Raw genomic sequence first — 25,397 nt, 5'->3', positions numbered from 1 at the left:
GGCCGACCGAAATACACGGCGTGACCTGCGAGTTCCGGTCCGTTGATCGGCTACACCACTCGGCGGGACGCCATCCGCCACGTGATTATGCTGCGGTGATGGTGAGAGTCCGAGAGATGTACGAAGCCGACATCGACGCGGTTGCCGCGCTGCGGGTGCGTGGCTGGCGGACTGCATACGCCGGACTCATCCCGCAGCACCACCTGGACTCAATGTCCGCTGAAGCCCAAGCCCAACGGCGGCGCGCCGGGTTCGCCTCTTCGCGGGGAACGGTCTGGGACCTGGTGGCTGTCGATGAAGATGATGTTCCGGTCGGTTGGGTCTGTTTCGGTGAGTACCGGGGCAAGACCGATGCCGCGGCACCGGGCGAGATTTACGCCTTGTACGTCGAGCCAGCGCTGATGGGCCGGGGCATCGGTCGCGCTTTGATGGATGCAGTACACCAGCACGCAGAGATTGGGCGGTTTGCCACACTGCTGCTGTGGGTCCTGCGCGACAACGTTCGGGCGCGGCGGTTCTACGCTGCTGCCGGTTACGTCAGCGATGGTGCGGTGGAAAGCGACCTCTACGGCGAGACGGCCGTAGAGGAGGTCCGTTATCGCCGCTCGCTTGTGTCCTGAGCCCTCTGTCAGCCGGTCGACCTGCGGAGAATGGTCTCGCACCACTCGGTGATCTGTTCTCCCAGTGCCGGAGCTGCCGAGGCGGCGAACGTCCGGCCTGTCTCCCATGCCGAAATGGCCTGGACTGCGCTTCCCACGACGATGCCGGCCTTGACCTCCTGGGACAAGTCCGTGGGCCGGCCGAACCGCAACCAGCCGGCCACGAACGGCCGGGCAAGGTCCGCTTGCGTGTGGCGGGCGAGAGCGCCAGCCCGGTGGGACAGGGAACGGGCCAGAGTGGTGAAGGGGTGACCGATGTACGTGGGATGCCATTCGGAGATCTGGATCAGGCCGTCGGAAGCGTAGGTGGTGAATCCGGTCATGGCGCCGTTGACGATTACGGGCGGCAGGACGGAGGCGTCGAGCATCTCGATCGCATCGAGGACGCAGTCCTTGATCCACTTCAACGACCGTGCCCCGAAGCCTTCTCCGAGGACTTCGTGTGCCTGCCACTGCTGTACGCAGTCCTCGAGGCGTGAAGCCAGCGCTCCGCCTCCGTAAGGGGCAGCTGTGGTCAAGCCGCCCCTCATGGAGGAACGGATCTGCAGGTCGACCATCGACTGCATCGTGGCCGACCACGTCGGGAGGTCACCCAGCATCGCCAGACTGGTGCCGATCGGCGCCTGTCTGACCTCAGCTCCCAGGTCGGGGAAGGACCCGGCCAGGTCCGGCCGCCATCCTCGTAGCAGTCCCCGCTGTTCGGCGTCCTGCAGGGTGTTGTTTGCCCACCGGTTGGCGTCGGCGTCCGCCGTAGCTGTCGCGTGAACCTCGTACATACCACCGCTGTTGGCAACTCGCAGGATGAGCCGCCCAACTCGTAGCTTGTAAGGCTGTACGTCGGTGGGCTCCGCAAAGTGGGCGTCCAGCCGTCGGCGGAGTTCGCCGAGCCACCCCGGCCTGCACCAGGGCAGTTGCGCCATGTCGAGGGCTTGATCGACCACCGATTCATACGTGCGTTCATGCGCTTCCTCGCCGGCCAGCGCGGTACGCAGAGCCCGTGCCAGGTCGGCGCGGTGCTCGTCGGTCGGGATCCACGTCCGCTGAGTGACGGGATCGTCCTGGGCCTCGGCCACGAAGAGGCGCCGGTCCCCGCCGAGGCCGGGAACGGAGATCACCTGCCGCAGGAACAGGTGTCCACCTACCTCGGTCTCCAGTCGGCGTGTGACGTGCACGGCTTCCCGGCACGTCTCATCGATGGCAACCGGGATGACCAACGGAGTCCGGCCAGTTCCGGCGATCAGGTTTCGGCCGCCCTGCGGCCGCAGGAGCAGCAGCCCGGCGTTGATCTGGCTCATGTCGTTTTCCTCATCCCTCACGGCGCATTCTCGACTCAAGTCCACGGAACGACGCGAGCATCACCAGAGCCCACCCGACGGTGACCAGAAGCTCTGCTCCGACGCTGCTGAGGGCTGTACCCATGAAGTCCGGCGTGCCCATCTGGCGTACGGCTTCTGCCACGTGTCGCACCGGAAGTACGTGGGAGGCGAAGTGCAGCCAGGGAGGCAGGACCTTCAGCGGAACGACCAGCGCGGCGCCGATGGAGATCGTGCTGATCGCCACATTCATCAGGAGGAACACGTTGCTGGCGACGAGGCCTAGTACGCCCAGGGCCATGCCGAAGAACGCCGAGGACAGGCATCCGAAGAAGAGGAGTACGACGAAGCTCGCGACGTCCAGGGGCGAGAGCGGCACGCGGAGCGCCACCATGCCCGCTGCGAGGGTGAGCAGCGAGGCGAGGACTCCCATGAAGCTGTACGGGATGGCACGCATCAGCAGCAGGTAGCTCCTGGAACGTCGGCTGACCAGGAGGTGTTCGAATGTACCGAAATGCCGTTCGCTGGTCAGTGCCATAACGCCGCCGGCGATAGAGGGTGTGCACGCGGCGAGCATGGCGCCGCCGAGCAGGAAGAAGCGGGTGTCCTCCACGCCGAGGTTCGCCCCGAGGAACGCGAAGAAGATCAGCTCCATGATCGGAGTGGCGACCATGGCCAGGATGAACTGCCTGGGTGCGAGCCAGTTGAACAGGGCCCGGAACGAGAGGAAGGAGGTCTTCCAGCACGTGATCGCTTGGGCGCCGAGGCCTGGCTGAGACCGAGTCACCACAGATTCACTTCTCCCTTGTGCCGGGACCGTCTGGCCACTACCTCAATGGCCCAGGAACCCACGAACAGGTAGACGAGTCCGCTTGCCGCGCACCAGGCCAGGGCCGGCAGGAAAGGCAGGCCCGCGGCAGCGGCCCGGACTGCTTCGGCGCCCCACGACATCGGCAGGACGCGTGAGAGGGGTCGGAGCGGTTCGATGAGGCCGGAGACCGGGACGAGGATGCCTGAGATCATCCACAGCGGCGCGATCATGGGTGAGGCCATGCTCTCAGCCCTTCGCGCCTGGACGAACAGCGCGGCGACGAGAAGGCCGAAGGCGCCCATGGCGAGGGTCGTCACCACCGCTGCCGCCGCCATTCCCGCGACGTGCGCCGGATCGAAGCGGACCCCGAACACGATCACTCCCCAAAGGCAGGTGAGGAGCATGGACGCCGCACCGAACACCGACGCTGCCGTGGTGATCGGGATGACTATGGCTGAGAGCCGCTTCGGCGACCCCAGGAGGAACTCGAGTGTTCCTTGGTATCGCTGGACCTTGATGACAGTGCCGGCACCGAACATGATGCTGCTCCACATGCCCATCAGCCCAGCGCCGATCATGAGGTTCGCGAGGTTCTGCTCCCCGCCGCCTGCCCGGTGGAGGAAGTAGGCGATGCAGGCGTAGAACACCGGTGTGATGAGGTTCAGTGCGACGTCAGAGGTCTCGCGGCTGAGGTCACGGATGTGGAACCAGGTGGCGGTGAAGAACGACGCGGCGCTGTTCGTCACTGTGGTCACGTTCGCTCCCGTGCTCCGGTCGCGCCTTGGCTGACGAGAGTGACGTAGGTGTCCTCAAGGGTCGGCTCTCGCAGCGAGAGATGCAGCAGATCGGTGTCCGCAGCGGCCTCCAGAGCCTTCCTCACGGTCGCTTCAGCCGCCTCTGGGGCTGTCAGTGAGGTCCTGACGGTCAGCAGCTCGCGGTCGGTGAGGAACTCGAGCGAGGCATCGACGACGGAAGGCAGCTGGGAGAGGGCATCGCAGAGTGAGGGGTTCGCCCCGCGGGTCTCGACCCGCGCGACGACCCCGGACTCGGCTGCCGCCGCCAGGTCCCTGGCCGTTCCCTGTACGAGAATTTGGCCCTGGTCGATGACGGCGAGACGGTCGCAGAGTTCCTCCGCCTCGAACATGTAATGCGTTGTCAGCAGCACGGTCTTGCCGGCGTCGCGCAGCTGCACCACGGCGGCTCTGAGGTTTCGTGCGGCCACCGGGTCGAGTCCGTTCGTGGGCTCGTCGAGGAAGACGACGCTGGGGTCGTGGAGCAGGCTGCGGGCGATATGCAGCCTCTGCTTCATGCCACGGGAGTAGGTTTCCACTCGGTCCGTAGAGCGTTCGGAGAGGTTGACGAGTTCGAGGAGCTCGTCCACGCGCCGCGACTGCTCGCGCACCGGGAGCTGATACAGGTCGGCGAAGAAGCGGAGGTTGTCGCGGGCGCTCAGTCGGTCGTAGAAGCCCTTCTCCCCACCGAAGGCGTAGCCGATGTGCTTGCGGACGCCCTGCGGGTCCGCGGCGACGTCGATGCCGTGGATGCGGACGGTCCCGCTGCTGGGCAGCAACAGCGTGGTAAGGATCTTGACCGTGGTGGTCTTACCGGCCCCGTTCGGGCCGAGCAGTCCGAACAGGCTGCCCGGCTGGACCTCGAGATCGATGCCCCGGAGAGCGTGTACCTCCTTGGTGGTCCTGCGGAAGATTCCGCCGGTCCTGGCCTGGAAGTGTCGGCGCAGGTTCTCAATGGATATCGCTGACATATTGCCCATCAACTCTTTTGTTCCCAGCGGGCGCGGTACTGGCGGAGTATCGGACCCAGTACGTGATCGCTCTTCGGCAGCGTCGGCTCGGTGCGACCTGATGTCTGCACGAGGCTGATGCCCAGGCTCTGGGCGACCAGGCGGAGGGTCTCCGTCACATGGCCAAGGTCTAGAAGCACGGTTGGGTAGACCGTGCTGGTGCGGTATCTCCAGTGGACACGTTCGATCGCCAGGTGGATCGACAGATCCACCTCGAACTCCCCACCTGCCGCCAGGCGGGCGGAGTCCGTGCCGCGGGCCTGCTCCGGGGGTGGCAGGACGACGAGGGCGTGCTCAACGGGCTGGTAGTAGTAGTTGGTCTGCTCTCCTGTGCCGCTGGACGCCCGCACAGAGATGTCGAACGGATGAGATGCCCCGAAGGACGGCGGCGTCCGCCTGCTCCTCGGCAGGGGACCGAACTCGATCTCCGACTGCACGCCGTTGGTCAGATACAGCAGGCGCCCGAGCGTGTCGAGGAGGGATCCGCCAGTACCGACTGTCCTCTCCGGCTCGGGCAGGGGAATCCTCGCCCAGGTCTCCGGCGCCTGTGTGGCGCATGGCGGGGCCGCGGCTTGCTCCGCGTAGCTGTACATGAGCTGGACGTCGGCGTCCTTGGCTGTGGGGTCGCGGTAGTCCACCGGCGGCGAGATCACGGCCCATTGGCGGTCCCTCAAGCTACCCGCGTCCCGGTGTGGACGGGACGTTCCCGAGTGCACCAGCACTCCCGCTGCCGTGAAGGAGCGTAGGCATGAGCCGACGTGGTTCACCGCCGGGGCGTGCTCCCAGTCGAGCGCATGCCACTTCCGGTTCTTCGGATCCTGGAAGTACACCGTGGTGACGTCGCCGGGATCGACGGCGATCGGCCACTTCCCGGCGTCCACCCCGCGATACGGACTGGGCTGGTTGCGGTAGTCGTTGAGGGCATCACCGTTGTAGCGCAGGCCCTGGACCTCCACGCCGTAGTGCTGGATGGTGGTGCGGACCTCTTCGAGGAACTCCAAGGCCAAGTGGGGACGGGCGGGGATCCTGAGCGGCCCGGCGCGTGTGACGCCGTGCTCGAACATCTGAAGCGGGCTCAGCTTCAGACCGGGCACCTCCGGCACACAGAGCCCGCGGTGGTGGCGCCGGTGATAGACCAGCGCGATCCACTCGCGGATGATCATCTCGAGTTCGTCGATGAAGAAGTACGCCTCGTCCTCGACGTTCGCGCCGCGGCTGTGGACGTCGGAGCCCTTGTATCCCGGCAGCGCGGCCAGCAGCCCCTGGCTGATCGTGCGGAACCAGCGCTCCACCGGCTTGTCGGTCGGGGTCATCGGCCGCGCCGGCTGCAGCGAGATCCGCAGCTTGGCGCACACACTCTGGATGTGGTTCGAGACATAGATCTTGCCGTGGTCGAAGACGATGGTCTCGGCCGCCACCGACGGCAACAGCGGCTGCCCGTCCCGGTCGACGAGCTTCTCCGCGTCCAGCACCACGGTGGACGGCACCCCGCAGTACGGCAGCGGACCGGCCTCGGAACCCTCGCGCGGCCGCACCGTCTCGAACAGCACCCCAGCGACATCCACCGACTTCGTGGACACCGGGGTCAGCCGCAGGCCGACGATGCAGCGGCTGTACAGATCCATGGCGACGCTGAGTTCACAGCGCACCCAGCGGCAAGTGACCGGCTCCATCGCGAACACATCCAGCGGGGTGGTGTCCAGCACCACGTACTCGCCCGGACGGGTCGCCCGCAGCCGCCCATACGTGCCCTGTGGTGCATTGGCGATCGACCGCTTGCCCTTCGTGCTGCCCTCGAACGCGTTCGTCCCCTTCGACAGCTGCTTCAGCAACTCGTAGCCGGTGGTGCGACCCGGCAGCGGGACCGTACCCTTCCCGTACTCCTTCACCAGGCGTTCCGCGATCTCGGCCAAGATCAGATTCCGCACCGGTCGGCTGGCCTTGACGCGCTTGTCCAGCACCGCCCGGGCCATCTCCACCCAGCGTGGGTCGGCCCGCTCCACGACGCTGCGCGCCGGGCGATCGTGCACCAGCCCAGCCGGACCGGCCGTGCGAAACGCCGCAATCCAGCGACGGATCGTGCTCTCCCCGAGCCCGAGCTCCGCGGCCTTGGCGGCATAGCGATGCAGCATCGGCGCCCCCGGCGCGTAATCCTCCCGTGGCTCCCCGTCCAGAGCCAGGATGGCGTCACCCAGCCGGTATCCGGTCAGCACCTCTTGAACATGCCGGACCTTTTGCGTCAGCTCGTCGTCCTCGTCATCGGTCAGGCCACCCAAGACAGCCGCTAGCGGCGCTGCTTCCTCGGCCGGGGCAGGCACGAGGATCTCCGTGGTGGGGTGTGCCAGCAGAGCCGAGATATCCACCTGCCGCAGCTTCGGCGCCCCGACGACCCCGGTCTGCTGCAACAGGATCCGACGCCCCTCGATCTCCGCCACCGTGAACTGCTCGCCGTCGTAGGCGATCGGCAGCCCCGGCCGCAGCGACGTCGTCCACTCGATCATCCGCACCTCCGCAGGACGGACTCGCCCGACAGCGGCCTGGTCAGGTCCGTGGTCAGCCGCCCCGACCACAACAGGGCCATCAGCGGCGGCCGCGCCACCTCCCTCGGGCCGCCGTCCGCCAGCCGCCGCTCCGCGACGGCCATCTCCTCGCCGTCAACGATCTCGCGCCAGGCCCGCTCGATCTCCTCGGCGGGCACCATGCCTGGATGCCGATAGCCCGCCAGGAACCGCACGTTCTCCAGCAGCACCGGATCCGCGCCCGTCCAGACCTCGTACTCCCAGCCGTGCCGTTCAACCAACCGCCCCGGCCAGGCCAGCGCCTCGGCGATCGTCGGATCCTGCGCGCGCTCCGCAGGCTTGACATTGACCACGCGCACCGTCCCCCGCCGCATGACCAGCAAGAAGTCCGGCACGTGACTGCGCACACGACCGTCGACGCGTGCCACCACGCGGCACGGCTGCGCGAAGATGTCCACCACGGCCGGGTCGCAGTCCGCCAGCAGCAGCCGGGCCAGCTCCAACCGGCTCTCGTACACGACCTGCCCGCCGGTGGTGGCCGACGCGTACTCCCCGGAGTGGTGCAGCATGCCGTGGGCAGAGCGCACCCGACGCCATGGCTGAGACTCGGCGAAATTCGCCGCCCGAAGGCGCGCGAACGGGATATCGCACGTGGATCCGTCCACGTACCGGACCGACACCATGGGAACCCGGTCCCGCCTCCGGGCATTGCCCGAACTTCGTACCGTCACACCTGGACCGTACGAAGGAAGGAGCCCCTGCCCTGCCGAAAGATCGCAGAAGGCGGACAACTGATCGCTACTGAGCGTTACCCGTGCCCATGATCGCCCGAATCTGCCCGGACCCTGCTCATGGTCACGCGGAATTGCTCACGCGTCCGCGGATCCTAGACGGGCACCGGGATTCACGTCACACCGACACAATGGGCATCGTCAAACTGACGTGAAGCGGATATGATAGATAGCGTCAATTCGACGAAAAGTAGAAAGGGTGCGTGCCGTGACCACCGCCCAGACCCAGGAGCTCGACGTTCAGCCGACGCCTCTCGCCCTGCTGCTGCTCGGCCGGGAGGCCGACCCGAGGAGCGAGCGCGGCGTGGAGTGCCCGGGTGACCTGCCCTCGCCCTCCGACCCCGACCTGGTCGCCCGCGCCCGCGCGGCCAAGGAGAAGCTCGGGGACAAGGTCTTCGTCCTCGGCCACCACTACCAGCGCGACGAGGTCATCCAGTTCGCCGACGTCACGGGTGACTCCTTCAAGCTGGCCCGGGACGCCGCCGCGCGCCCCGAGGCCGAGTACATCGTCTTCTGCGGCGTGCACTTCATGGCGGAGTCCGCGGACATCCTGACCTCCGACGACCAGAAGGTCGTGCTGCCCGATCTCGCCGCCGGCTGCTCGATGGCCGACATGGCGACGGCCGAGCAGGTCGCCGAGTGCTGGGATGTGCTGACCGAGGCCGGGATCGCCGAGCAGGTGGTGCCCGTCTCGTACATGAACTCCTCCGCCGACATCAAGGCGTTCACCGGCAAGCACGGCGGGACGATCTGTACGTCGTCCAATGCCGAGCGGGCCCTGAACTGGGCCTTCGAGCAGGGCGACAAGGTGCTATTCCTGCCCGACCAGCACCTCGGGCGCAACACCGCCGTGCGCGACCTCGGCATGTCGCTGGAGGACTGCGTCCTCTACAACCCGCACAAGCCGAACGGCGGACTGACCGCCGAGCAGTTGCGGGACGCGAAGATGATCCTGTGGCGCGGGCACTGCTCGGTGCACGGCCGGTTCAGCCTGGAGTCGGTGGAGGACGTGCGGGCCCGGATACCCGGCGTGAATGTCCTCGTCCACCCCGAGTGCCGGCACGAGGTCGTCGCGGCGGCGGACTACGTGGGCTCCACCGAGTACATCATCAAGGCGCTGGAGGCCGCGCCGGCCGGGTCCAAGTGGGCCATCGGCACCGAGCTGAACCTCGTACGGCGGCTGGCGAACCGTTTCGCCCCCGAGGGCAAGGAGATCGTGTTCCTCGACAAGACGGTCTGCTTCTGCTCGACCATGAACCGGATCGACCTGCCGCACCTGGTGTGGACGCTGGAGTCGCTGGCCGAGGGGACGCTGGTCAACCGGATCGAGGTCGACCAGGAGACGGAGGCGTTCGCCAAGCTGGCGCTGGAGCGGATGCTGGCGCTCCCGTAGCGCGCCGCTGGGGCTCGGTGCGTGCTCCGAGCCCCGCTGCGCGTTCAGGCCCCGGGCAGCCTCGCGCCCCGGCTGGTGGCGATGCGCACCGTGTCCTGGAGCGCCTCCGCCAGCCGCAGTCCCGCGAACCGCAGCTCGCGCTCCCCTGCCCGCTCGTCGGCGAGCAGCGGCTTCGCCCTGACCAGCACGTCCTCGGCCGACGCCAGCAAGGTCGCCTCCAGCCGGTCGGCCAGCCGTGACAACCGGCCGCCCTCGGTGCTCAGATAGCAGGGGTCGCCGTTCTCGTTGGTCCACGGCAGCAATCGCAGCAGATTGCCTTCTTCGTCTCGCATCAAAGCGTCACCACGTTCCGTTCTCGCCAATTACCGTGTGTTCATCCATGGTTGCGCTGTGACACATGGGTCCACCAGGCACGCCCTGTCCCCAGGGCGTGGACGGGACAACGGAAGGCGACGACGATGACGTTCACTCCGAAAACCCTCAGCCCCTATCTCTCGGCCCGCCACTACTTCGGCTCGGAGCTGCGCCGCCATCGCGAGGGCGCGGGGCTGTCGTTGGTGCAGTTGGCGGGCATCGTCAGTTCCAGCAAGAGCACGCTGGCCCGCGTCGAGACGGCGGAGTTGATGCCGCCGCCGGACCTGCCGGCCCCGCTGGACGCGGCGTTCGGCACCGACCGGCACTTCCATGGGCTGTACCAACTGGCCAAGCGGGAGGCTCATCCGGATCAGTATCAGAGGTTCATGGACTTCGAGGCGCGGGCGGAGGTCATCGAGACCTACGACCCTCAGTTCGTCCCAGGGCTGTTGCAGACCAAGGAGTACGCCGGCGTTCAACTCGGCCTTCAGGAGGAGCTGTCCCGGGAAAAGGTGGAGGAACTCGTCAACGCCCGCCTGTCGAGGCAAGATCGACTGCGCTCGGCCCATCCACCCCTGCGCTGGGCAATCATCGATGAGGCTGTGCTCCGGCGGCAGATGGGCAGCCGGGAACACACGTACAAACAACTGGCCCGGCTGCTCGAAGAGGTGGATACTCCAGACAGCAAGGTCCAGGTGATGCCCTTCAGCGCGGGTGCGCACTACTTGATGGGCGGCTCGCTGCACCTGCTGACCCTTCCCAACAGCTCCACCGTGGCCTACGAAGAGGGTATTGAGGTCGGTCATCTCCATGAGGACCGGGACTCGGCGAAGAGGTGGCGACGGCGGTACGAAATCCTGCGTGCCAAAGCTCTCTCACCGGCGGCTTCGGGGGAGCTGATTCAACAGGCGATGGAGGACTACAAGCCATGCGACACACCCCCGAGCTGAGCTTCGCCCACTGGCGGCGGAGCAGCTACAGCAACGCCAACGGGGGGGCCTGCGTCGAAATAACCGACGACTTCCCCGGCGTCGTCCCCATCCGCGACAGCAAGACCCCCCACGGCCCGGCACTCGTCGTCACAGCCGTCTCCTGGGACGCATTCGTCACCGCCCTCAAGAGCTGATCCGAGGCGTCATGCGACAAACTCCCGAGCTGAGCTCCGCCCGCTGGCGCCGGAGCAGCTACAGCAACACCAACGGGGGCGAATGCGTCGAAATAACCGACGACTTCCCCGGCGTCGTCCCCGTCCGCGACAGCAAGACCCCCCACGGTCCGGCGCTCGTCGTCCCGGCCGCGTCCTGGACCGCGTTCGTCACGGCGCTCCGGTGAACGGGACGGCCCGTCCCAGGTGAGCACCTGGGACGGGCCGTCAGCGTCAGACCTTCGCCGGTTCCGGCTGGTCCGACGACGCCGCCTGCGGCGGCACCCGCTTCGCCGCCTTCTTCTTCGCGCGCCGCTCCTTGCGGAGCTCCAGCATCGCGTAGAGCGTCGGGACGAGGAGAAGCGTCAGCAGCGTGGACGTGACCAGGCCGCCGATCACGACCACCGCCAGCGGCTGGGCTATGAAGCCGCCCTCGCCAGTGACGCCCAGGGCCATCGGCAGCAGGGCGAAGATGGTCGCCAGGGCCGTCATCAGGATGGGCCGCAGCCGGTGCCGGCCGCCCTCCAGCACCGCTTCGACCACTCCGTAGCCCTGCTTGCGGTACTGGTTGATCAGGTCGATCAGCACGATTGCGTTGGTGACCACGATGCCGATCAGCATCAGCATGCCGATCATCGCCGGGACGCCCATCGGGGTGCCGGTGGCGATCAGCAGGCCGAGCGCGCCGGTCGCCGCGAACGGGATGGAGACCAGCAGGATCAGCGGCTGGGCCAGCGACCGGAAGGTGCCGACCAGCAGCATGAAGACGATCGCGATGGCCGCGAGCATCGCCAGGCCCAGGTTGACGAACGCCTCGTCCTGGTCGGCGGAGACGCCGCCGATCTCGGCGGTGGCCCCGGTCGGCAGCTTCAGGTCGTTGATCTTGGCGGTGAGGTCGGTGCTGACCGCGCCGGTGTTGTCGCCGGTCGGCCGGGCGGTGATGGTCGCCGCGCGCTGGCCGTCGATCCTGGTCATGGAGACCGGGCCGTCGACCACCTTCACGGTGGCGATGTCACCGAGCTTCACCGGGCCCAGCGGCAGTGCCTTCAGCTCGGCGAGGGTGGTGGCGGGCTTCGCCGAGGTGATGACGACGTCCCGCTCGGTGTCGTCCAGGACCGCCTTGGCGGCGGTGGTGCCGCGGACCGCCTGGGTGACGGCGGCGCCGAGGGTCTGGTCGGTGAAACCGGCCGCGGCGGCCCGGTCGTTGGCCGTGACCGAGATGCGCGGCACGCTCTGCGACAGGTCGCTGGTGACGTCGGTGACGTCGTCCAGGGAGGCGACCGCCTTGCGCACCTGCTCGGCGGACGTGCGCAGCGCGTCGGCGTCGGACGCCTTCACCACGACGCTGAGGTCCTGGCTGCCGAAGCCGTCACCGGCGGCGATCGTGGTGGTGCCGATGGCGTCGCCGAGCTTCGCGAGCCCGGCCTCCAGATGGTCCTGGACGTCCTCGGCGGAGGCCGAGTCCTCCAGCATGACCTGGTACGACGCCTGGTTGGTGTCCGTACCGCCGCCGAAGGCCGCCATGAAGCCGGACGAGCCGATGGTCACCTGGGAGTCCTTGACGCCCTCGGTGCCCTGGATGAGCTTCTCGACCTTCTTCGCCTGGGCGTCGGTCGCGGCCAGGCTGGTGCCCGGCGCCAGCTCCTGCTTGACGTTGAGGACCTGCTGCTCGCCCTGGTCGAAGAAGTTGGTCTTCAGCAGCGGGGTCATGGCGAAGGTGGCGATCAGCACGACGACCGCGATGGCCACGCTGGAGAGGCGGCGCCGGGTGGCGAACCGCAGGACGGGGACGTAGAAGCGCTGGAGGCGGGACTTGGCCTCCTTCTCCTCCGCGAGGCGGCGGGCCTCGTCCGCGTCCTCGGGGGTGCCCTTGGGGGCGCGCAGGAACCAGTAGGACAGGACGGGGACGACCGTCAGCGACACCAGCAGGGACGCCAGCAGCGCCGCGGTGACGGTGAGGCTGAAGGAGCCGAAGAGTTCGCCGACCATACCGCCGACCAGGCCGATCGGCAGGAAGACGGCGACCGTGGTGAGGGTGGAGGAGGTGACCGCGCCGGCCACCTCGCGCACCGCCTTGAGGATGGCCTCCTGGCGTTCCTCGCCGTAGCCGAGATGGCGCTTGATGTTCTCCAGGACCACGATCGAGTCGTCCACGACCCGGCCGATGGCGATGGTCAGCGCGCCGAGGGTGAGCATGTTCAGGGACAGGTCGCGGGTCCACAGCACGATCAGCGCCAGCACCACCGACAGTGGGATGGAGACCGCGGTGACCAGGGTGGAGCGGATCGACGCCAGGAAGACCAGGATCACGATGACCGCGAAGAGCAGGCCGAGGCCGCCCTCCGTGGTCAGGCCCTTGATGGCCTTGGAGACGGCCGGGCCCTGGTCGCTGACGACGGTCAGTTCGGCGCCGGAGCCGAGCTGTTCGCGCAGCTCGGGCAGCTTGTCCTCGACGGCGTCCGAGATGGCGACCGCGCTGCCGTCCCGGTCCATGGTGACGGCGACGGCGAGGCTGGGCTTGCCGTTGGTGCGGGTGAGGGAGTCGGCCTTGGCCTCCGTCTCCTCGACCGTGGCGAGGTCACCGAGGCGCACCGGCTTCTGCACGCCCTCGCCGGTGACCATCAGGTCCTCGATCTGCCGCAGCGAGGTGAAGCCGCCGCCGACCTGGACGGTGCGGTTGGCGCCGTCCTCGTCGAAGGAGCCGGAGGCGACGGTGGCGCCGCCGGCCTGGAGGGCGGCGGCCAGGGTCCCCGGGGTGACGCCGGCCTTGGCGAGCTTCGCGTCGTCGGGCGTGACGGCGACCTGCACGTCCCGGACGCCGTCGACGGTGACCTGGCCGACGCCGTCGATGTCCTCGAGGGCGGGCACCACCGTCTTGTCGAGCTGGTCGGCCAGCGCCTGCTGGTCCTTGTCGGAGGCGACCGACAGCACCACGGACGGCAGGTCGTCGGTGGAGCCGGCCACCACCTGCGGGTCCACGTCGTCCGGCAGCGTGGCGCGGGCCCGGTTGACGGCCTGCTGGACGTCGGCGACGAGCTGCTGGGTGTCGGGGCCGTACTCGAAGGACGCCATGATCACGGCGCTGCCCTCGCTCGCCGTGGAGGTGACGCCCGAGATGCCGTCGACGGCTTCGAGGTTGTTCTCGATCGGCTCGACGATCTGCTTCTCGACCACGTCCGGCGCGGCACCCTGGTACGGCGCCACCACGGACACCATGGGCAGTTCGATGGTGGGCAGGAGCTGCTGCTTGAGCTGGGGGATCGCGATCGCTCCGAAGACGAGCGCGATGATGGACATCAGCCCTATCAGGGCCCGTTGCGCGAGGCTGAATCTCGACAGCCAGGACATGGGTTAACGGTCTCTCTTCTGTGGCCGAGCGGAGGGGACGGGCAGGCAGGTACGGGCAGGCAAGGACGGGCAGGCACATGTGAACGCCACATGTGAGCGCCCACCCCACCACCCTGAGCCATGGACGGGCCGGTTCCGTAGGCCCCAGGTCCATTTCCTTACGCCGCGCATACTCCGGCCGCAGTACACCCGGGTCCGGGTCACTCCACCCTCGGACGGACCAGCCCCGACTCGTAGGCGATGACCACCAGCTGGGCCCGGTCCCGGGCGCCCAGCTTGCCCATCGCCCGGTTGACGTGGGTCTTCACGGTGAGCGGGCTGACCTCCAGGCGCTCGGCGATCTCGTCGTTGGAGTGCCCGCCGGCCACCTGCACCAGCACCTCCCGCTCCCGCACGGTCAGCGAGGCCAGCCGCTGGGAGCGGGCCGGGTCCTGGTCCTCGTCCGGGCCGCCGTCCTGGGCGAGGAAGCGGGCGATCAGCCCCTTGGTGGCGACCGGCGACAGCAGCGCCTCGCCGCCCGCCGCGATCCGTATGGCGCTGAGCAGTTCCTCGGGCTCGGAGCCCTTGCCGAGGAACCCGGAGGCGCCCGCGCGCAGCGACCGCACCACGTAGTCGTCGACCTCGAAGGTGGTCAGGATGACCACCCGGACGGCGGCGAGCTCCGGGTCGGCGCTGATCAGGCGGGTGGCGGCGAGACCGTCGGTGCCGGGCATCCGGATGTCCATCAGCACCACGTCGGGCCGGTGCTCCCGGGCCAGCAGCACCGCCTGCGCGCCGTCCGACGCCTCGCCCACCACCTCCATGTCCGGTTCGGAGTCGACCAGCACCCGGAAGGCGCTGCGCAGCAGTGCCTGGTCGTCGGCGAGCAGGACACGGATCGTCATACGGGGTCCTTCACGACGGCGGCGGTACGGGGCGTGGACGTGACCGGCAGGATCGCATGGACCCGGAAGCCGGCTCCGTGCCGGGGGCCGGTGGTGAGGGCACCGCCCACCGCGGTGACCCGCTCGCGCATGCCGAGCAGTCCGTGGCCGCCGCCCGGCGCGGCGGGCTCGGCCCGGCCGGCGCCGTCGTCCAGCACCGTGATCTCGATGTCCGGTCCCACCCGGACCACGCTGACCTCCGCCTTCGCCCCGGGGCCGGCGTGCTTGTGCACGTTGGTGAGGGCCTCCTGGATGACCCGGTACGCGGCGAGGTCGACGGCGGTGGGCAGGGCGGTGCCCTGGTCGGCGCGGGCGGTCTCCACCCGCAGGCCGGCGCCGCGGAAGGTGCCGACGAGTTCGTCGAGGCGGTCCAGGCCGGGGGCCGGTTCGGTGGGGGCCTCCGGGTCGCCGGACTGGCGCAGCAGGCCGACGGTGACGCGCAGTTCGTCGAGGGCGGAGCGGCTGGCCTGCCGTACGTGGGCGAGGGCTTCCTTGGCCTGGTCGGGCCGCTTGTCCATGACGTGCGCGGCGACCCCGGCCTGCACGTTGACCAGGGCGATGTGGTGGGCGACGACGTCGTGCAGGTCGCGGGCGATGCGCAGGCGTTCCTCGGCGACCCGGCGGCGGGCCTCCTCCTCGCGGGTGCGTTCCGCCTTCTCGGCCCGGTCCCGGATGGCCTGCACGAAGGCTTTACGGCTGCGCACCGCGTCCCCGGCGGTGGCGCCGATGCCGGTCCAGGCGAGCACGGCGAGGTTCTCCTGGGCGTACCAGGGCAGTGGTCCGGCGAGCATGCCGGCGCCGGTCAGCACGGCCATGGTGAGCAGCCCGGCCCGCCAGGTGGTGGACCGGTCGGTGCCGGCGGCGACGGTGAACAGGGCGACGACGGCCGACATCACCACGGGCGCGCGCGGGTCGCCGGTGACGCTCTCCACGACGGAGACGCCGCCGGTGAGGGCGAGGACGGCCAGCGGGGCGCGGCGGCGCAGGGCGAGGGCGGCGGCGCCGACGGTCATGAGGACCAGGCTGAGCGGGTCGGGGCTGCGCACCGCCCAGGTGACGCCGTCCGGGCCGTGCGGGTCGGTGAAGGAGCCGGCCACCATGCACACCAGGACGGCGGCGGCCAGACAGGCATCGGTGGCGGCGGGGTGGGCGCCCAGCCGGCAGCGGGCGCGGGTGAGGGTGCTCACGGCTGTCTACGGTAGCTGGGCGGACGCCGGCTGCCTTGCCGCCCGGTGCCGATCCGACCGTCCCTTTTCAGGCACCGCCGGGAATCAGTCCGACGTCGCTGAGCAGTTCCCGTACGTCCTCCAAGGTCGCGTCCTCGGCGGGGAGGATCAGCTCGGACGGCTCCAGGGAGTCGTCGGGCAGCGGGGTGCCCAGTTCGCGGACCTTGGCGAGCAGGGCGGTGAGGGTGCGGCGGAAGCCGGGGCCGTCGCCGCCCTCCATCTCGACCAGGAGCTCGTCGTCCAGTTTGTCCAGCTCGGTGAGGTGGCCGTCGGCCAGTCTCACCTGCCCCTCCCCCATGATCCGTACGATCATGTCGCCCTCCTCGGCGTGGGCTCTGCTCGGGCTGTCGCGTCGGCTACTGCTTGTCGAAGCGCGGGGTGTCCTGCGGCTGCTGCTGGGGCTGCTCGGTCCGCTCGCCGCCCTCGATGGCCTGCTTCCCGGCGGAGGATCCCCCGGCCAGCTCGGCCTTCATCCGCTGCAGCTCCAGCTCTACATCCGTACCACCGGAGAGCCGGTCCAGCTCGGCCTGGATGTCGTCCTTGTGCATGCCGGACTGGTCGTCCAGGGCACCCGAGGCGAGCAGTTCGTCGATCGCGCCGGCCCGCGCCTGGAGCTGGGCGGTCTTGTCCTCGGCCCGCTGGATCGCCAGGCCCACGTCGCCCATCTCCTCGGAGATGCCGGAGAACGCCTCGCCGATCCGGGTCTGCGCCTGGGCGGCGGTGTAGGTGGCCTTGATCGTCTCCTTCTTGGTGCGGAAGGCGTCGACCTTGGCCTGGAGCCGCTGGGCCGCCAGGGTGAGCTTCTCCTCCTCGCCCTGGAGCGTGGCGTGCTGCGTCTCCAGGTCGGTCACCTGCTGCTGGAGGGCGGCGCGCCGGGAGAGCGCCTCGCGGGCCAGGTCCTCCCGGCCCAGCGCGAGCGCCTTGCGGCCCTGGTCCTCCAGCTTCGAGGACTGCGACTGGAGCTGGTTGAGCTGGAGCTCCAGGCGCTTGCGGCTGGTGGCCACGTCGGCGACGCCGCGGCGCACCTTCTGGAGCAGCTCCAGCTGCTTCTGGTACGAGTAGTCGAGGGTTTCGCGCGGGTCCTCGGCCCGGTCAAGGGCCTTGTTCGCCTTCGCGCGGAAGATCATCCCCATACGCTTCATGACACCGCTCATGGGCTTCGCGCGCCCCCTTCTGACGGACTCCGGCTCCAGCGACTGCAACAGAACCCACGGTACGGGGTCTGCATCCATTACCGCACTGTTCGGGGACGGATGCGCTCATCCCCAAGGACGACTGCGTACGTTCCTGATCCCGCGTGAGGAGTAGGTGGTCCCCTGGGAGACGAACGGTGTTGCGGGATCGTTCCCCGCCGGACTGTGGTCCATGCGGGTCAAGCGCTTACCCTTGGGTTTTGTGTTCCGTAGCCGTGCCAAGGAAGAGAAGGCCGCGACCGCAGGGTCGCCGACCGACTCCAGTCAGCCCCGCGACCCGCAGGCCCCCAAGGGTCGCCCGACGCCCAAGCGCAGCCAGGCCCAGAGCCAGCGGCGCAGCGTCGCCCATACGCCGACCACGCGCAAGGAGGCCGCCAAGCGGCAGCGCGAGGACCGCCGCAGCGCGCTGGAGCGGCAGCGCCAGGCGCTCGCCAGCGGCGACGAGCGGTATCTGCCGGCCCGGGACAAGGGCCCGGTCCGCAAGTTCGCCCGCAACTTCGTCGACTCCCGGTTCAACATCGCGGAGTACTTCCTGCCGATGGCCGTGTTCATCCTCGTGCTGAGCGTGATCCAGGTGCCGTCGCTGCAGAACATCGCGCTGCTGCTGTGGCTGGTGGTGATCGTGCTGATCGTGCTGGACTCGATCGTCAGCGCCGTCCGGCTGAAGAAGGCCCTGCGGGAGCGCTTCGGCGACGAGAACAAGCGCGGCGCCATCGCCTACGCGCTGATGCGCTCGCTCCAGATGCGTCGGCTGCGACTGCCGAAGCCGCAGGTCAAGCGCGGGGAGCGGCCCTGAGCGGGATTCCGTTCGCCGGGGACGCGGGGGTCCGTCTGGACGGCCCGGGCGGCGGTCTGCGCGACATCGTGCGCCAGGAGCTGGTGGCCCGGCAGCTCGACGAGCAGCTCGTCGGGCGGTTCCCGGTCGGGCGCCGGCTGCGGGTGCTGGACGTCGGCATGGGGCGGGGCACGCAGGCGCTGCGGCTGGCCCGGGCCGGGCACCAGGTGACCGGCCTGGAGCGGGACGCCGTACTGACCGCCGCGGCCCGCGAGGCGCTCGCCGGGCAGCCGCCGGGCATCCAGGACCGGATGCGGATCATCGAGGGCGACGGCCGGGACACCGGCGTGCACTTCCTGCCGGGCAGTTTCGACGTGGTGCTGTGCCACGGCGTGCTGATGTACGTCGAGGAGCCCGACCCGCTGCTGGCGGGGCTGGCCCGGGTGCTCGCCCAGGGCGGGCTGCTGTCGCTGCTGGTGCGCAACGGCGACGCGCCGGCGATGCGGCCGGGCCTGGGCGGCCGGTGGGCGGACGCGCTGGCGGCGCTCGAGCCCACCGCGCAGGTCCCCCGGTCCCGTACCGACCCGGACGGCGAACCGCCGGTCCGGGCGGGCACCGGCGTGCGCGCGGACCGGCGGGCGGCGCTGACCGCGACGCTCGCGGGCATCGGCGCGCCGCTGCACACCTGGTACGGCGTCCGGGTCTTCACCGACACGGCACCGGACGGCGCCCCGGTCCCGGACGACCTGGAGACCCTGCTGGCGGCGGAGGAACGGGCGGGCCGCACGGACCCGTACCGGGGGGTGGCGGCGCTGCTGCACCTGTGCGGGGTACGGGGCTGACGCCCGGGTCCTGATCCCGGGCGGAGTCTTCGTCCCGCGCCCGTTCGGGTGCTCACCGGGCGCCGGGCGGGCGGTCCCCCGGTGAGACTCGGGGCATGGACCTCTCCCGCCGCTGTGCCCGCCTCCGTGCCGTCGCCGCCGTGACCGCGCTCGGCTGTGCCGCCGTCGTGCTCGCCGGATGTTCCGAGGCCGGCGCACCGGTGCAGCGGACCGCGCGGGCCGCCGCGCCGCGGGCCGCGGACGACCTGGAGAGCGACTACCGGCGGGTGATCGACGACGTACTGCCGTCGGTGGTGCAGATCCAGGGCGCCGACGACCTGGGCTCGGGCGTGGTCTACGACAACAAGGGCCACGTCGTCACCAACGCGCACGTCGTCGGTGACCAGCGCACCTTCCGGGTGACCACCGCGCACAGCGAGGACCCGCTGCCCGCGAAGCTCGTCTCGTCCTACCCGGAGCAGGATCTCGCGGTGGTGAAGCTGGACCGGGTGCCGGACGGCGTGCAGGCGGCGGAGTTCGGGGACTCCGCGAAGGTCGCCGTGGGACAGATCGTGCTGGCGATGGGCTCGCCGCTCGGGCTGTCCTCCAGCGTGACCCAGGGCATCGTCTCGGCCACCGGGCGGACCGTCACGGAGGGCAGTTCGGGCGGCGGCACCGGCGCGACGCTGGCCAACATGGTGCAGACCTCCGCCGCCATCAACCCCGGCAACAGCGGCGGCGCCCTGGTGAACCTCGACGGCCAGGTGATCGGCATCCCGACGCTGGCCGCGACCGACCCGAACCTCGGCGACAGCGCGGCGCCCGGCATCGGGTTCGCCATCCCGGCGTCGATGGTCACGACGGTCGCCGGGCAGATCGTCGAGAAGGGCGAGGTCACCGACTCCGGCCGGGCCGCGCTCGGCATCACCGGCCGTACGGTGGTCGACTCCGGCTACCGGGCCGCCGGGGTGGCCGTCGTCGAGGTGCGGGACGGCGGCGCGGCCCAGCGGGCGGGGCTGCGGTCCGGGGACGTCATCACCGAGGTGGGCGACAGCGGCATCACCACCGTCACCTCGCTCGCCGAGGCGCTGGCCGCGCTGCGGCCCGGGGACCGGACGAAGGTCACGTTCACCCGTGACGGCGACGAGCGGACCGCGGAGGTGACGCTCGACGAGCAGTGAGGCGGCCGGGACGTCAGGCGGCCGGGACGTGAGGCAGTGCGGGCGGGGGCGGCCCGCCGGCCGCCGCCCCCGCCCATCGGCACCCGTCGGCTACGCGTCCTCGCCGTGCAGCCGCATCGGACCGTAGATCTCCGCGGCGTCCTCGAAGAGCCGCACCTGGTCGGTGCCGCCCTCCTTGAGTTCCTTCCAGTACTCCCCGAGCCACGACTCGGCGTCCCCTTGGGTCGTGAACTCCTCCGGCTGCACCGCGGGCTGGACCTCCGTCCCGTCGGCCGTCTCGAACCGCCACGTCCATGCCGCCATGTACGCCTCCCAGCTGTGAGCCCAGATGTGAGCCCAGATGTGAGCACCTGCAGAGCGGTCGCCGGATCTTGGTCCGGCGCCCGGTCGCAGCCTATGTGCTTCGCCGGGCGGGCCGAGGGCCCGTTGGCGGTCTCGGACGCGCAGGTCGGCGGGCGACCGGCGAAAATCGGTGCGTGGACGTGACTCTGCTCGGCACCGGTGCCCCCGCGGGACTCCCCCGCCCCGACTGTCCCTGCGCGGCCTGCGCCGTCGCCCAGGGCGCTGACGCGCGCGCGGCGACCGCGCTGCTGGTGGACGGGGCGCTGCTGCTGGACCTGACGCCCGGCGCGGTGTTCGCCGCCGCCCGCTCCGGGCATTCGCTGGCCGGGGTGGGCCAGGTGCTGCTGTCGCACCCGGCGGACGGCCCGGCCGTCGAGGTGCCGGCCGGGCTGCCGCAGCCGGGCCGGGTGCCGGACGGCCGGGAGCTGGCGCTGCTGACCGGGCATCGGGTGCGGGCGGTGGCGATGGACGCGCCGGGCACCGGCTACGCGGTGACCGGCCCGGACGGGCAGCGGCTGCTGTATCTGCCGCCGGGCGGCGCGCCCGCCGGGCTGGAGGAGCCGGCCGACGCCTACGACCTGGTGCTCGCGGACCTGGTGGGCCGGCCGGACGCGCTGGCCAGGCTGCGGGCGGTCGGCGCGGTGGGCCCGGCCACCGACGTCGTCGCCGTGCACCTGGACCACGACGTGCCGCCGGGGCCCGAGCTGCGGCGCCGGCTGGCGGCGGCGGGCGCCCGCGCGGTGCCGGACGGGACCACGCTGACCGTGGGCGGCTACGAGGACGTGCCCGACCTGCCGCGCCGCACGCTGGTGCTGGGCGGGGCGCGGTCGGGCAAGTCGGTGGAGGCGGAACGGCGACTGGAGTCCTTCCCCGACGTGCGGTACGTGGCGACCGGCGGGACGCGCGGCGGGGACACCGAGTGGGCGGCGCGGGTGGCCACCCACCGGGAGCGCCGCCCGGGTACCTGGCGCACCACCGAGACCTGCGACCTGGTGCCGCTGCTGACGCGGGACGGTCCGCCGCTGCTCGTCGACTGTCTGTCGCTGTGGCTGACGGACGCGATGGACGTCGTCGGGGCGTGGGACGACGACCGGTGGGCGGCCGGCGGGCAGAAGGCGCTGCGCGAGCGGGTGCGGGAGCTGACGGCGGCGGTGCGCGCGAGCAGGCGCATGGTCGTCGCGGTCTCCAACGAGGTGGGCTCGGGCATCGTGCCGGCCACCGCGTCGGGCCGCCGCTACCGGGACGAACTCGGCCGGCTGAACGCCGCGTTCGCCGCCGAGTGCGAGCAGGTCCTGCTGGTGGTGGCCGGTCAGGCGCTGGTGCTGCGGGGCTGAGCGGGGGCGGTACGGGGCTGGGCGGGCGCGGTGCGGGCGATGATCCGCCGGCTGCCCGCCGGGGTGAGCGGCACGCAGCCGTACTCCCGCAGCTCGGCGCGCAGCCGGGCGGTGGGCCGGGTGCCGGGCGGGTGCGCGAGCAGGACGCGCGGGTCGGCGACGTCGAGGAGCAGATGCCCGCCGGGGCGCAACGCCCGCAGCGCGGCGTGCAGTTCGGCGCGCGGGTCCGGGCTGCGCTCCGGGCGCAGCACGCTGACCACGTCGTAGCGGGCCCGCAGCCGGGCGGTGAGGTGCGGGTCCGTCAGCCGGCCGACGTACGCCTCCTCCACCCGCTCGGCGGTCCGGGCGCGCAGCACGCGGTGAGTGGGGTCGAGGCCGTCGAAGGAGGTGTACGGGAAGAACCGCCGCGCCGTGCTCGGGAAGCGGGCGTCGCCGGTGTCGACGTCCAGCCAGCTCTCCGGTTCGGGGCAGCGGCTCAGCAGCGCGCGGGCGGCCAGCAGGTGCCGCAGGGCGGCGCCGGCCCGCACCAGGGCGCCGTCCGGGCGGTCCGGGCCGGGCGGCGGGTTGCGGAAGGCGTGCCGGCAGTCCCGGCAGACGACGAGCGCGCAGCGGGCGGCCGGGGCGGTGGCGGGCTGGCGGGGGCGCAGCCGCCGGGAGCCGCACCAGGGGCAGTCCGCGCGGCGGGGCGGCTGCCGGGGCGCGGGCGGGGCGGCGAACAGCGGCAGGGCCGAGGGGGACGGGGCGGAGGGCGACGGCGGTGTGGACACGGGCGGCTCCCGGTCGGGGCGGAGCGGGGGACGACATGGCGACATTCCCCGGCAAACCGGAACGTATGGGATGCCGATCGCGGCTGCCAAGACGGCGCTCGGACGAGGGGCGGATGTGCCCTCGGACGCGCGCGATCGGGCCGGTACTGTTCGGCGAATGAGCTCGCTGAATCTCGACGACTTCACCGACCTGATCGAGCGCCCGGACGGCGGGGTACGCCGTGACGCCGAGGCGCGCCGCGCACGTCAGGTCGTGCCCCCCGGGGCGCTGGGCCGCCTGGACGACCTGGGCGAGTGGCTGGCCGCGGCGCAGTCCGCGGTACCGGTACGGCCGGTCGAGCGGCCCCGGGTGGTGCTCTTCGCCGGCGATCACAAGGTGGCCGAGCTGGATGTCTCGTCCCGTCCGGCGGGCAGCGCCGGCGAGCTGGTGCGCGAGGTGCTGGCGGGCGGCCGGCCGGTGTCGGTGCTGGCCCGGCGGCTCGGCGTACCGGTGCGGGTGGTCGACATGGCGCTGGACTGCGACCCGCGGTCGCTGCCGGCCGAGGTGGTACGGCACCGGGTGCGGCGCGGCGGCGGCCGGATCGACGTCGAGGACGCCCTGACCCTGGAGGAGGCGGCGGCCGCCTTCCGGGCCGGGGTCGCGGTGGCCGACGAGGAGGCCGACTCCGGTACCGACCTGGTGGTACTGGGCGATGTGAGCGTCGGCGGCACCACGGCGGCGGGGGTGCTGGTCGCGGCGCTGTGCGGGACGGACGCGTCGGTGGTGACCGGGCGGGGCGGGCAGGCCATCGACGACCTGGCCTGGATGCGCAAGTGCGCGGCGATCCGCGACGCGCTGCGGCGGGCCCGGCCGGTCCTCGGGGACCAGCTCCAGCTGCTGGCCACGGTCGGCGGCGCCGACCTCGCCGCGATGACCGGGTTCCTGCTGCAGAGCGCGGTACGGAAGATGCCGGTGCTGCTGGACGGGGTGGTGACGGCCGCCTGCGCGCTGGTCGGACAGCGGATCGCGTTCCGCGCGCCGGACTGGTGGCTGGCCGCGCACGACAGCGGGGAGCCGGGCCAGGCGAAGGCCCTGGACCGGATGGCCCTGGAGCCGGTGCTCACGCAGGGCGTACAGGTCGGCGAGGGCACGGGCGGCCTGCTCGCCCTGCCGCTGGTGCAGGCCGCGGCGGCACTGGCGGCGGAGTTGCCGGAGCGGGGGGACGAATCCGAGAAGCCGGAGAAGCCGGAGGGACTGGAGGAGCCGGAGGGACTGGAGGGCTCGGAGGGACTGGAGGGGTCGGACGCAACCGACGCCACCGACAAGGCATAACCCGTTACCGCCGTTACCGCCGTTACCGCCGGTCCGCCGGCCGTCCCGGGTCCGGGCGGCCCCCGATCCAGTCCTGTACGACGCGGCGCGGGCCCGACCAGCGGCGGTCGTGGCGGTAGGCGCGCAGCGCGGCCCTGGCCCGGGCCCGGGGGCGCCGGGCGTAGCAGCGGCGGGCCCAGGGTGAGCCCGGCCGGGCCAGCCGCACCGCGCCGACCAGGGCGACCAGCGGGACGACCGCCCCGAACACCGCGAGCCTGGTCTTGCCCTTGCTCAGGGCGAGGAGCGAGAAGAGGAAGTTGCCCGCGACGGTCGAGATGACGTTGACGCGGTCCCGCAGTTCGTCCTGCGACAGCCCGTCGACGCCGAACGGGGTGAACCCGGCCAGCATCAGCCCGACCAGCGCCGCGGTGACCACGACGACCTCGACGCTCTTGCGGCCGGCCTCGGTCCAGTAGACGTCGTCGAGGTGGAGGATCAGCGCGAACTCGTCCAGGACCAGCCCCGCGCCGACCCCGAACAGCACGGCGCTCAGCGCGGAGCCGAACCCGTGCCGGCCGCCGGCCACCGCGCCGAAGCCGCCGACGACGGTCAGGACGATGCCCGGGACCACGTGGTGGATGTGGACCCCGCCGGCCCGCACATTGCCGAACGGGCCCTTCCCGGCCCGGATCAGACGGGTGACGACCCGGGTGACCACGAACGTGAGGACGAAGGCGCCCAGGGCGAGGAGCAGCGGCAGTTTGCCCGGTTCGACGATGTTTCGGTGCCACCAATCTCCCATCTGCGCACTTTATCCCCGACCGGCGCGGGTCCCCCGGCGACCGGCGGATAGTCTGCGGCGATGCCCACCGCCCCGTTCGCCGACGGCCTGCGCTTCGCCTTCGGCACCCTCACCGTGTTCCCCGTCGAGGTGACCCGCTGGGACCGGCCGGCCGCGCGCGGCGGCATGCTGTGCGCGCCGCTGGCCGGGCTGGCGGTCGGGGCGGCGTCCGCCGCGGCCGGGCTCGTCCTGCTCGCCCTCGGCGCGGGCCCGCCACTGGCCGCCGTCGCCACCGTCGCCGTACCGGCGGTGCTCACCCGCGGACTGCACCTGGACGGGCTGGCCGACACCGCGGACGGGCTGGGCAGCGGGAAGCCCGCCGCGGACGCGCTGCGGATCATGAAGCAGTCGGACATCGGGCCGTTCGGCGTCCTCGCCCTGGCGCTGGTGCTGCTCGGCCAAGTGGCCGCGCTGGCGCAGGCGTACGGCGCCTCCTGGACCCGGGGCGCGCTGGCCGCCGTGGTCTCGGCGGTCGTCGCCCGGCTGGCGCTGACGCTGGCCGCCCGGACCGGCGTACCGGCCGCCCGCCCGGAGGGTCTGGGCGCCGCGGTGGCCGGCGCGGTGCCGGCG

General features: G+C 71.1%; 26 protein-coding genes. 11 read left to right on the top strand and 15 right to left on the bottom strand.

The window, feature by feature from the left end; all coding sequences use genetic code 11:
- Nucleotides 1-116: 116 nt before the first annotated feature.
- Entirely contained in the window at nt 117-620 is a 504-nt protein-coding gene (locus ACTT8P_RS32455) for a GNAT family N-acetyltransferase (RefSeq protein ID WP_442835362.1), read from the top strand.
- Between the two features lie 8 nt (nt 621-628).
- Here the strand turns inward: ACTT8P_RS32455 and ACTT8P_RS32450 are convergent, their stop codons facing one another.
- The 6 genes from ACTT8P_RS32450 to ACTT8P_RS32425 are packed head-to-tail and all read right to left on the bottom strand — an operon-like array spanning nt 629 to nt 7,786.
- A complete protein-coding gene (locus ACTT8P_RS32450) occupies nt 629-1,954 on the bottom strand; it encodes a hypothetical protein (protein WP_442835361.1) in 1,326 nt (441 codons plus the stop codon).
- A gap of 10 nt (nt 1,955-1,964) precedes the next feature.
- Nucleotides 1,965-2,759 carry an ABC transporter permease gene (locus ACTT8P_RS32445; protein ID WP_442835360.1) on the bottom strand — a complete coding sequence of 265 codons (795 nt, stop codon included), beginning with the start codon at nt 2,757-2,759 and terminating at the stop codon, nt 1,965-1,967.
- Entirely contained in the window at nt 2,756-3,538 is a 783-nt protein-coding gene (locus ACTT8P_RS32440; protein WP_442835359.1) for an ABC transporter permease, read from the bottom strand. Before ACTT8P_RS32440 ends, ACTT8P_RS32445 begins: the two co-directional genes overlap by 4 nt.
- A complete protein-coding gene (locus ACTT8P_RS32435; protein WP_442835358.1) occupies nt 3,535-4,545 on the bottom strand; it encodes an ABC transporter ATP-binding protein in 1,011 nt (336 codons plus the stop codon). The genes ACTT8P_RS32440 and ACTT8P_RS32435 overlap by 4 nt, the downstream gene beginning before the upstream one ends.
- A gap of 8 nt (nt 4,546-4,553) precedes the next feature.
- Nucleotides 4,554-7,085 (bottom strand): helix-turn-helix domain-containing protein, encoded by a 2,532-nt coding sequence (locus ACTT8P_RS32430; protein WP_442835357.1) that lies wholly within the window; start codon nt 7,083-7,085, stop codon nt 4,554-4,556.
- Complete coding sequence (locus ACTT8P_RS32425) at nt 7,082-7,786, bottom strand: TnsA-like heteromeric transposase endonuclease subunit (RefSeq protein WP_442835364.1); 705 nt, start codon at nt 7,784-7,786, stop codon at nt 7,082-7,084. The genes ACTT8P_RS32430 and ACTT8P_RS32425 overlap by 4 nt, the downstream gene beginning before the upstream one ends.
- Nucleotides 7,787-8,102: 316 nt before the next feature.
- On the opposite strand from ACTT8P_RS32425, the gene nadA reads away from it, so the two are divergent.
- Complete coding sequence (gene nadA / locus ACTT8P_RS32420) at nt 8,103-9,287, top strand: quinolinate synthase NadA (protein WP_442835356.1); 1,185 nt, start codon at nt 8,103-8,105, stop codon at nt 9,285-9,287.
- 44 nt (nt 9,288-9,331) lie between these two features.
- Here the strand turns inward: nadA and ACTT8P_RS32415 are convergent, their stop codons facing one another.
- Nucleotides 9,332-9,619 carry a hypothetical protein gene (locus ACTT8P_RS32415; protein WP_442835355.1) on the bottom strand — a complete coding sequence of 96 codons (288 nt, stop codon included), beginning with the start codon at nt 9,617-9,619 and terminating at the stop codon, nt 9,332-9,334.
- 126 nt (nt 9,620-9,745) lie between these two features.
- Between ACTT8P_RS32415 and ACTT8P_RS32410 the strand changes: the two genes are divergently transcribed.
- Genes ACTT8P_RS32410 through ACTT8P_RS32400 form a run of 3 tightly spaced genes read left to right on the top strand, consistent with a single transcriptional unit; the run spans nt 9,746 to nt 10,973 of the window.
- On the top strand, nt 9,746-10,591 hold the full coding sequence (locus ACTT8P_RS32410) for a helix-turn-helix domain-containing protein (RefSeq protein WP_442835354.1): 846 nt from the start codon (nt 9,746-9,748) through the stop codon (nt 10,589-10,591).
- Complete coding sequence (locus ACTT8P_RS32405) at nt 10,570-10,767, top strand: DUF397 domain-containing protein (RefSeq protein WP_442835353.1); 198 nt, start codon at nt 10,570-10,572, stop codon at nt 10,765-10,767. The genes ACTT8P_RS32410 and ACTT8P_RS32405 overlap by 22 nt, the downstream gene beginning before the upstream one ends.
- An 11-nt stretch (nt 10,768-10,778) precedes the next feature.
- A complete protein-coding gene (locus ACTT8P_RS32400) occupies nt 10,779-10,973 on the top strand; it encodes a DUF397 domain-containing protein (protein ID WP_442835352.1) in 195 nt (64 codons plus the stop codon).
- Nucleotides 10,974-11,019: 46 nt separating this feature from the next.
- Here ACTT8P_RS32400 and ACTT8P_RS32395 read toward each other — a convergent pair whose 3' ends face one another.
- The 5 genes from ACTT8P_RS32395 to ACTT8P_RS32375 all read right to left on the bottom strand — a co-directional run bounded on the left by ACTT8P_RS32395 (nt 11,020) and on the right by ACTT8P_RS32375 (nt 17,424).
- Nucleotides 11,020-14,133, bottom strand: a complete 3,114-nt coding sequence (locus tag ACTT8P_RS32395; RefSeq protein WP_442835351.1) for an efflux RND transporter permease subunit — start codon at nt 14,131-14,133, stop codon at nt 11,020-11,022.
- Nucleotides 14,134-14,333: 200 nt separating this feature from the next.
- Nucleotides 14,334-15,017, bottom strand: coding sequence for a response regulator (locus ACTT8P_RS32390; RefSeq protein ID WP_442835350.1), 684 nt, complete (start codon nt 15,015-15,017; stop codon nt 14,334-14,336).
- Nucleotides 15,014-16,243, bottom strand: a complete 1,230-nt coding sequence (locus tag ACTT8P_RS32385) for a sensor histidine kinase (RefSeq protein WP_442835349.1) — start codon at nt 16,241-16,243, stop codon at nt 15,014-15,016. The genes ACTT8P_RS32390 and ACTT8P_RS32385 overlap by 4 nt, the downstream gene beginning before the upstream one ends.
- 67 nt (nt 16,244-16,310) lie before the next feature.
- Nucleotides 16,311-16,595: a PspA-associated protein PspAA gene (gene pspAA, locus ACTT8P_RS32380; protein ID WP_442835348.1), complete on the bottom strand. Its 285-nt coding sequence runs from the start codon at nt 16,593-16,595 to the stop codon at nt 16,311-16,313.
- A 43-nt stretch (nt 16,596-16,638) separates the two neighbouring features.
- Nucleotides 16,639-17,424, bottom strand: coding sequence for a PspA/IM30 family protein (locus tag ACTT8P_RS32375; protein WP_442835347.1), 786 nt, complete (start codon nt 17,422-17,424; stop codon nt 16,639-16,641).
- 223 nt (nt 17,425-17,647) lie between these two features.
- Between ACTT8P_RS32375 and ACTT8P_RS32370 the strand changes: the two genes are divergently transcribed.
- The 3 genes from ACTT8P_RS32370 (at nt 17,648) to ACTT8P_RS32360 (ending at nt 20,252) form a co-directional block, all read left to right on the top strand.
- Nucleotides 17,648-18,271 (top strand): DUF3043 domain-containing protein, encoded by a 624-nt coding sequence (locus tag ACTT8P_RS32370; RefSeq protein WP_442835346.1) that lies wholly within the window; start codon nt 17,648-17,650, stop codon nt 18,269-18,271.
- Between the two features lie 83 nt (nt 18,272-18,354).
- Complete coding sequence (locus ACTT8P_RS32365; RefSeq protein ID WP_442835363.1) at nt 18,355-19,092, top strand: class I SAM-dependent methyltransferase; 738 nt, start codon at nt 18,355-18,357, stop codon at nt 19,090-19,092.
- Nucleotides 19,093-19,187: 95 nt separating this feature from the next.
- The gene (locus ACTT8P_RS32360; protein ID WP_442835345.1) at nt 19,188-20,252 is read left to right on the top strand and encodes a S1C family serine protease; all 1,065 of its coding nucleotides are present in this window, start codon (nt 19,188-19,190) and stop codon (nt 20,250-20,252) included.
- Nucleotides 20,253-20,342: 90 nt separating this feature from the next.
- Here ACTT8P_RS32360 and ACTT8P_RS32355 read toward each other — a convergent pair whose 3' ends face one another.
- Entirely contained in the window at nt 20,343-20,555 is a 213-nt protein-coding gene (locus ACTT8P_RS32355) for a hypothetical protein (RefSeq protein ID WP_442835344.1), read from the bottom strand.
- Nucleotides 20,556-20,728: 173 nt separating this feature from the next.
- Here ACTT8P_RS32355 and ACTT8P_RS32350 point away from each other — a divergent pair, with 173 nt between their 5' ends.
- Entirely contained in the window at nt 20,729-21,928 is a 1,200-nt protein-coding gene (locus ACTT8P_RS32350) for a bifunctional adenosylcobinamide kinase/adenosylcobinamide-phosphate guanylyltransferase (protein ID WP_442835343.1), read from the top strand.
- On the opposite strand, the gene ACTT8P_RS32345 is transcribed toward ACTT8P_RS32350, so the two are convergent.
- Nucleotides 21,904-22,695: a methyltransferase domain-containing protein gene (locus ACTT8P_RS32345; RefSeq protein ID WP_442835342.1), complete on the bottom strand. Its 792-nt coding sequence runs from the start codon at nt 22,693-22,695 to the stop codon at nt 21,904-21,906. The two genes, ACTT8P_RS32350 and ACTT8P_RS32345, sit on opposite strands and share 25 nt — an antisense overlap.
- 157 nt (nt 22,696-22,852) lie before the next feature.
- Here ACTT8P_RS32345 and cobT point away from each other — a divergent pair, with 157 nt between their 5' ends.
- Entirely contained in the window at nt 22,853-24,007 is a 1,155-nt protein-coding gene (cobT, locus tag ACTT8P_RS32340; RefSeq protein WP_442835341.1) for a nicotinate-nucleotide--dimethylbenzimidazole phosphoribosyltransferase, read from the top strand.
- A 22-nt stretch (nt 24,008-24,029) separates the two neighbouring features.
- On the opposite strand, the gene ACTT8P_RS32335 is transcribed toward cobT, so the two are convergent.
- A complete protein-coding gene (locus ACTT8P_RS32335) occupies nt 24,030-24,788 on the bottom strand; it encodes a hypothetical protein (protein WP_442835340.1) in 759 nt (252 codons plus the stop codon).
- A gap of 60 nt (nt 24,789-24,848) precedes the next feature.
- Here ACTT8P_RS32335 and ACTT8P_RS32330 point away from each other — a divergent pair.
- Nucleotides 24,849-25,397 (top strand): adenosylcobinamide-GDP ribazoletransferase (locus ACTT8P_RS32330; protein WP_442835339.1); only part of this gene is annotated, 549 nt, incomplete at its 3' end.

It is taken from the genome of Streptomyces sp. JW3 (genome assembly GCF_052216785.1).
In the GTDB taxonomy this organism is placed as follows: domain Bacteria; phylum Actinomycetota; class Actinomycetes; order Streptomycetales; family Streptomycetaceae; genus Streptomyces.
The sequence above is the reverse complement of the archived record's forward strand: the minus strand, read 5'-3'. Positions and strand labels throughout refer to the sequence as shown.